Below are 7113 nucleotides of genomic sequence, written 5' to 3' on the forward strand. Positions count from 1 at the left end.
GCCCGGGCGGTGCTCCAGCCAGTAGCGGCGGTGCTCGATGCCAGGCCGGCCAGAGCGTCGGGGTCCGGCGCGGCCTCGACGGCGGTCTCGTCGGTGTCGGCGGCCTCGGCTGCCGCGGCGGCGGTGAGGGCGGGGTCGGCGGCCAGCAGGCCGATCGCCCCGTGCACCTCGTCGAGACGCCCGCGCATCGCCGCCGCGCTCTCGGCGTCCAGGCCGACGCAGGCGGGCGGCAGCCCGACGCAGATCCGCCCGGCCAGGCCCGAGGCCGCCTCGGCGAGCGCGCCGTGGTCGGTGCCCCGCACGTCGCCGTAGCGCAGCGCGCGCACCAGTGCGGGCAGCGCGCCCGCGAGGTGCGCGACGTCGGTGTCCAGGGCCGCGCAGTCGGCGAGCACCCGCATCACGGCGGGCAGGGCGCCGGACAGCCCGGCGAGCAGGCAGGTCTCCACCAGGCCGGTCAGCTCGGCGAGTTCCCCGGCGGCGCGGGCGGTGCCGACCGCCTTGTCGGCCGCCGCCTCCTCGACCGTGGTGCCCCACTGGGCGGCCTCGGCGATCCGGACGGCGAACTCGGGCTGCCAGCACAGCCGCCAGCTCTCCCGGAACGTCCCGGTCGAGTTCACCGAGGAGCGCGCGGGCACGCCCCAGTCCACGCCCAGCAGCCGCAGCCGGTGCAGCAGCCGGGAGCGGGCCGCGTCGGTCTCCTTGCGCAGGTCGAGGTCGATGTCCTTCGGCACGGCGTCGGGCTTGAGCCGCAGAGAGCGCTGCAGCCGGGTCAGGTCGCGCTGGAGCGGCACCGCCGGTGCGGAGTCCGGGACCTCACCGAGTTCGTCGCCGACCACCAGACGGTCCCGGACCAGCTCCAGGGCGACGTCCGAGCCCTCGCAGAGCACCGCGCGCACGGCGTCCAGGGTCTCGGTCAGCCCGGCGAGCGGGCGGCCGCGCAGCACGGCCAGGCTCTCGGCGAGCCGGACCGCCTCGATCACGTGCGCGGAGGAGACCGGGTGGTCCTCGGCGCGCAGCAGTTCGGCGGCCCGGGTGAGCCAGCGCGGCACCGGGTCCCCGTCGGTGGTGAACAGGTGGTGGTACCAGCCGGGCGACTGCACGCCCGCGCCGTAGCCGTCGGCCTGGGAGAGCCGGCGGTGCGTCCACGGCACCCAGGTGATGTCCGTCCGCACCTTCTTCGGCAGCCCGGCGAGCAGCGCCCGGTCGTGGGCGACGGTGGGCATCCGCTCCAGCGCGGGGACGTGGAAGGCCCCGCAGACCACGGCGATCCGGTGGTGGCCGGCGCGGCGGGCGGCACGGATCTGCTGGCGCATGTGCGCCTCGCGCAGCAGGTCGCGGCGGGACTCGCCGAGGCCCTCGGCGCGCAGCGCGCCCATCGCCTCGGCGACGGCGGCGAACGGTGCCAGCGCGTCGGAGCCGGGCGCGCGGTGCTCGACCACGTCCTCCCACCAGCGTTCGGCGTCGTCGTGCCCGGCGGCCTCGGCGAGCAGCGCCAGCGGGTCGGCGACCGGCTCGCCCAGGTCCTCCCCGGCGGCCCCGTCCTCGGCACCGCCGTCCTCCCCGGCGGTCGGCTCCGGGGCCGGGGCGAAGCCGTACCCGGCGGGCAGGTCGATGAAGCGGACCGGCAGGTCGTGCTCCACGGCGTGCCGGATCGCCACCCACTCCGGGGAGAACTCGGCGTACGGCCAGAAGGCGGCCTTCGCCGGGTCGTCCACCGCGTGGGCGAGCAGCGCCACCGGCGGGACCAGGTCCTTCTCGGCGGCCAGGTGGACGATGCCGTCGGCCTCCGGCGGGCCCTCGATCAGCACCGCGTCCGGCCGCCACTGGGCCAGCGCGGCGGCCACCGCCCGGGCCGAGCCGGGGCCGTGGTGGCGGATGCCCAGCAGGGCGACCTCGGACGTCACGCGGTCACCTCGCGGGCGGCGCGGTAGAAGTCCTTCCAGCCGTCGCGCTCGCGCACCACCCCTTCGACGTACTCGCGCCAGACCGCCCGGTCCGCCACCGGGTCGCGGACGACGGCGCCGAGGATGCCGGCCGTCACGTCCCCGGCGCGCAGCACGCCGTCGCCGAAGTGGGTGGCCAGGGCGAGTCCGTTGGTCACCACCGAGATCGCCTCGGCGGTGGAGAGGGTGCCGCTCGGGGTCTTGACCTTCGTCCGGCCGTCCACCGTGAGGCCGGCCCGCAGCTCGCGGAAGACGGTGACCACGCGCCTGATCTCCTCGGCGCCGCCGGGCAGTTCGGGCAGTTCCAGGGAGCGGCCGAGCTGGTTGACCCGGCGGGTGACGATGTCGACCTCCTCGTCCAGCGAGCCCGGCAGGGGCAGCACCACGGTGTTGAAGCGACGGCGCAGCGCGCTGGAGAGCTCGTTGACGCCGCGGTCGCGGTCGTTGGCGGTGGCGATCACGTTGAAGCCGCGCACCGCCTGGGTCTCGTCGCCCAACTCCGGTATCGGCAGCGTCTTCTCGGACAGGATGGTGATCAGACTGTCCTGCACGTCGGCCGGAATGCGGGTGAGCTCCTCGACCCGGGCGATCCTGCCGTCGGCCATCGCCCGCATCAGCGGCGAGGGCACCAGGGCGTCCCGGCTGGGCCCGCGGGTGAGCAACTGGGCGTAGTTCCAGCCGTACCGGACGGCCTCCTCCGGTGTGCCCGCGGTGCCCTGCACCAGCATCGTGGAGTCGCCGCTGATCGCCGCGGCCAGGTGCTCGGACACCCAGGTCTTCGCGGTGCCCGGCACGCCGAGCAGCAGCAGCGCGCGGTCCGTCGCCAGGGTCGTCACGGCGACCTCGACGACCCGGCGCGGACCGATGTACTTGGGGGTGATCCGGGTGCCGTCGGGCAGCTCGCCGCCGAGCAGGTACGTCGCCACGGCCCACGGCGAGAGCTTCCAGCGCTCGGGGCGCGGACGCTCGTCCTGCGCGGCCAGTGCGGCCAGTTCACCGGCGAAGGCGTCCTCGGCGTGCTGCCGCAGAACGTCGGTCATCTCGGGCTCCTTCGGGTCGGCTCCGGGCACACGGATGCCCGGGGCGGAAGGGTGATCGGGGAGTCAGGACCTGTTGGGAACAACCCTGCACCGAGCCACTGACAACCCGCCGGGTGCCCCGGACGGAACGTCAGCCGCTGTCAGTGCCGCCGCCTACGGTCGGTCGCATGGAGGAACGCTGGAGCACCGAACACGTCCTGTCCCTGGCGCCTGACGCCCCCTCGCAGAAGGCGGCGGGCAAGCTCTCCGCCCCCGCGCCGTGGTCCGGCACCGGCACCGACGGCACCGCGCTCTGGGGCGAGTGCAAGGGCAGCGGCCGCACGCCGTACCGCACCGCGATCGAGCTCGCCACGCCCGCCTACCAGTGCAGCTGCCCCAGCCGGAAGTTCCCGTGCAAGCACGCGCTCGGGCTCCTCCTGCTGTGGAGCGGCACCCCGGCGGCCGTCCCGGCCGCCGAGCCCGCCGACTGGGTGGCCGAGTGGCTCAAGTCCCGCCAGGACCGCGCCGAGAAGCGGGCGGAGAAGCAGGCCGACCCGGAGACCGCCCGCCGCCGGGCCGCCCGGGTCGCGGCCGGCGCGGCCGAGCTGCGGCTGCGGCTGGCCGACCGCGTCCGGCACGGCCTCGCCGACCAGTCCACCGCCGGCCCCTGGGAGGAGGTCGCCGCCCGGATGGTCGACGCCCAGGCCTCCGGCCTGGCCACCAAGGTCCGCGAACTGGACGCGCTGCCGCAGGAGCGGCTGCTGGAGGAGTACGCGATGCTGCACCTGCTCGCCACCGCCGCCACCCGGATGGAGGAGCTGCCGGCCGAGCTCGCCGCCACCGTCCAGACCAGGGTCGGCTACACCGTGGAGGCCGCCGAGGTGCTGGCCGCCGGCCCCACCGTCCGCGACCGCTGGCTGGTGCTCGGCTCCCGGGACACCGCGGACGAACGGCTCACCACCCGCCGGGTCTGGCTGCGCGGCGCCAAGACCGGCCGCCAGGCGCTGCTGCTCGCCTTCGGCCGCCCCGGCCAGGCCCCCGCCCTCGCCCTGCCCACCGGCCACCTGGTGGAGGCCGAACTCGCCTACTACCCGGGCGCCCACCCGCTGCGCGCCACCCTCGGCGAGCGCTACGGCGCCCCCGAACCCGGCCCCGCCGGACCGCCCGCCGGGCTCACCGTCGCCGAGGCGGTGGCCGGCTACGGCACCGCCGTCGCCGACGACCCGTGGCTGGAGAGCCGGCCGACCGTGCTCGGCGACGTCGTCCCGGTCCACGCCCCCGACGGCTGGTTCCTGACGGACGGCCACCACACCGTGCCGGTCCGCGCCTCGGCCGTCCCGGAGGCCGCGCTGTGGCGGCTGGCCGCGGTCTCCACCGGCCGCCCCCTGACGGTCTTCGGCGAGTACGGCCACCAGGGCTTCGCCCCGGTCACGGCCTGGTCCGCCGGCCGGCACCCGGTCGGCCTCACCAATCCTTAGGAGCACCGAGAATGACGATCACCCAGGACCCGTGGGAGACCCTGCACACCAGCGCCCTGCTCGGCACCGACCGCCGCCCGCTCCCGGCCACCGCGCTGCCGCTCGCCGACGCCGTGGACCAGGGAGACCCGGCCACCGCCCTGCTGGAGCTGGCCGCACTGGCCGCCGTCCGCCGCCGGGCCGGAGCACTGCCCGTACCCGCCGCCGGGCCACCCGGCCCGCCTGCGGCCGAGGACACCCGCCCGGAGCTGCCCGAGCCGGCCGCCCGCCGGCTGGCCGTCCTGCTCGCCGGACGCACCGGCAGCGGCGGCGGCACCCTGGCCAACCTGGCCGAGCTGCTGCCGCAGTGGCTCGCCACCGCCCGGGCGAGCGGCCTGCGACCGCCCGCCGCACTGGTGCCCGGACTGCTCGACGCCGCCCGCGCCCGCAGCGAACTGCGCTCGGACGCCGTGGCGCTGGCCGGTCCGCTGGGCCGCTGGCTGGCCGAGCAGAACCCCGACTGGCGGTTCGTGCTGCGCACCACCGCCCCCGAGCCGGCGCGGCAGCCCGCGGACGACCGGGTGTGGCACGAGGGCCTGTTCGCCGAGCGGGTCACCCACCTCACGCTGCTGCGCCGCCGCGACCCCGCGGCCGGCCTGGAGCTGCTGCGCGGCACCTGGTCCACCGAGCGCGCCGAGGACCGCCTGCTCTTCCTGGACGCCCTCCAGGACGGCCTCTCCCCCGCCGACGAACCGTTCCTGGAGGCCGCCCTCGGCGACCGCAGCAAGAACGTCCGGGCCACCGCCGCCGAGCTGCTCTCCACCCTGCCCGGCTCGGCACTCGCCCGCCGGATGGCCGAACGGGCACGGGCCGCCGTCCGGCTCGCCGACACCGGCACGCACCTGCTGGTCACCCCGCCCACCGAGTGCGACGCCCGGATGCAGCGCGACGGGATCGCGCCCAAGTCGCCCACCGGGCGCGGCGAACGCGCCTGGTGGTTCGGCGAGGTGGTGGCCGCGGCGCCGCTGTCGCTCTGGCCGGAGAGCACCGGGCTGACGCCCGAGCGGCTGCTGGCCCTGCGGGTCGGCGACAGCATCGACGAGACCAGCAGCAGCTGGGCCGACGACCTGCGGGAGGCCTGGGCGCGGGCCGCCGTCCGCCAGCAGGACGCCGACTGGGCCCGGGCGCTGCTCGGCCCCGCCCCGACCGCTCCCGCACGCGGCGCCCGGGCCCGCGCGCTGCGCACCACCGGCGCCCCGGCCAAGCTGCTGGCCGTCCTCCCGCCACCGGAACGGGCCGCCTGGACGGCCGCGTTCATCGCGGTGCACGGACTCGGCGAGGCCTTCCAGCTGCTCGGCGCCTGCGCCACCCCGTGGACGCCGCCGCTGTCCACCGCCGTGGTGGACGCGCTGGCCCGGGCGGCGGCCTCCGGGGCCTACCCGTGGAGCCACAGCGGGGTGCTCGGGATGACGGAGCGCGCGCTCGCCCCGGAGGCGGCCGCCGCGGTGGAGGAGCTGACCGCCGGTGCCGCCCCGGACTCCGCATGGTCCGAGACCTTCGCCCGGCTGGCCGGCACCCTGCGCTTCCGGGCCGCGATGCTCGCGGAGCTCGCGGACGCCTGAACACGGCGGAGCGGGCCGGTCCGACGGACGGACCGGCCCGCTCGACGGACTTCGGCTCAGCCGGCCCGCAGGTTCGACTCGACCCAGGCGACCACGTCCCGGGTCGGCGTGCCCGGGGTGAAGATGTCCGCGACGCCCATCGCCTTGAGCTCGGCGATGTCCTCGTCCGGGATGATCCCCCCGCAGAAGACCTTGATGTCCTCCGCGTCGCGCTCCTTGAGCAGCTCCAGCACCCGTGCGCACAGCGTCATGTGGGCGCCGGAGAGGATCGACAGCCCGATGCCGTCCGCGTCCTCCTGGATCGCGGTGTCGACGACCTGCTCGGGCGTCTGGTGCAGTCCGGTGTAGATGACCTCCATACCGGCGTCGCGCAGGGCACGCGCGATGACCTTGGCACCACGGTCGTGACCGTCGAGCCCGGGCTTGGCGACCACCACACGGATCGGCCCCGACACACTCATGACTGCCTCCTGGACCTCGTCGTCCACCATCCGACCGGGCCTCGCGGGCCGCCGGCGCGGTTAACGGTCAATAACCAATCTGAGGGGAGGTTAGCGCCACCCGGCACGGTTGACCGTGCCACCCCCGAAGAGGAGGGCAAAGTCACAGCTCCCACCCTTGCTACCAGCGGGTATACCCACCCTCTCCGCAACCTCCGCACAGACCCCCCGGCCGACCCCTTGACATCCGGAGGTTTTTCCGGGGCGTCGGCCTTGGAGCTACAGTCACGGCTGTTTTCCCCCTCGTCCGACGACGTCCGAGGCCCACCGAGGAGGCAGCCCCCGATGGCTCCCGATGCAGCCGCCCGTCCGACCCGCGCGGAGCTGCGCCTCGCAGCCCGCGAACAGTCCCGCGCCCAGCGCCGCGGCGCCGCCAGGGCGGCCACCCGGACGGCGCTGCTACGGGTGGCGCTGCCCTCGGTGGCCGCGCTCGGGGTGGCCGGGGCGGCGGCGGTCACCGTGCAGGGAGAGGCCGACCAGCAGCGCGCCCAGGCCGCCGGACGGGTGGCGCAGTCCGCGACGGAGTCCGCCGAGGGCAACGCCGCGCAGGCGGCCGCCCAGGCGGTCGCGGC

The 7113-nt window shown here is 76.4% G+C and carries 5 protein-coding genes and 1 pseudogene; 3 read left to right on the top strand and 3 right to left on the bottom strand.

The features are described from left to right. Positions 1-1904: DUF5682 family protein (locus tag AB0E96_RS36205; RefSeq protein ID WP_359830254.1), on the bottom strand; the 1904-nt coding region annotated here is incomplete at its 3' end. Beyond that, positions 1901-2983: an AAA family ATPase gene (locus AB0E96_RS36210; protein WP_359830256.1), complete on the bottom strand. Its 1083-nt coding sequence runs from the start codon at positions 2981-2983 to the stop codon at positions 1901-1903. The genes AB0E96_RS36205 and AB0E96_RS36210, both read right to left, overlap by 4 nt. Positions 2984-3150: 167 nt before the next feature. Between AB0E96_RS36210 and AB0E96_RS36215 the strand changes: the two genes are divergently transcribed. Continuing rightward, on the top strand, positions 3151-4440 hold the full coding sequence (locus AB0E96_RS36215; RefSeq protein ID WP_359830258.1) for an SWIM zinc finger family protein: 1290 nt from the start codon (positions 3151-3153) through the stop codon (positions 4438-4440). 11 nt (positions 4441-4451) lie between these two features. Continuing rightward, positions 4452-6041: a DUF5691 domain-containing protein gene (locus AB0E96_RS36220; protein ID WP_359830260.1), complete on the top strand. Its 1590-nt coding sequence runs from the start codon at positions 4452-4454 to the stop codon at positions 6039-6041. A 56-nt stretch (positions 6042-6097) separates the two neighbouring features. Here AB0E96_RS36220 and AB0E96_RS36225 read toward each other — a convergent pair whose 3' ends face one another. Beyond that, a complete protein-coding gene (locus tag AB0E96_RS36225) occupies positions 6098-6502 on the bottom strand; it encodes a cobalamin B12-binding domain-containing protein (RefSeq protein ID WP_224285525.1) in 405 nt (134 codons plus the stop codon). 324 nt (positions 6503-6826) lie between these two features. Between AB0E96_RS36225 and AB0E96_RS36230 the strand changes: the two are divergent. Beyond that, positions 6827-7113: pseudogene (locus AB0E96_RS36230) on the top strand (hypothetical protein); the annotation flags it as partial.

Origin of the sequence: Kitasatospora sp. NPDC036755, from assembly GCF_040636595.1 — a bacterium.
Classification (GTDB): Bacteria; Actinomycetota; Actinomycetes; order Streptomycetales; family Streptomycetaceae; genus Kitasatospora.

Excerpts from the sequence above, each read along its gene's own strand:
- AB0E96_RS36225 (WP_224285525.1), bottom strand. The coding sequence starts at position 6,502 with ATGAGTGTGTCGGGGCCGATCCGTGTGGTGGTCGCCAAGCCCGGGCTC.
- AB0E96_RS36220 (WP_359830260.1), top strand. The coding sequence starts at position 4,452 with ATGACGATCACCCAGGACCCGTGGGAGACCCTGCACACCAGCGCCCTG.
- AB0E96_RS36210 (WP_359830256.1), bottom strand. The coding sequence starts at position 2,983 with ATGACCGACGTTCTGCGGCAGCACGCCGAGGACGCCTTCGCCGGTGAA.
- AB0E96_RS36215 (WP_359830258.1), top strand. The coding sequence starts at position 3,151 with ATGGAGGAACGCTGGAGCACCGAACACGTCCTGTCCCTGGCGCCTGAC.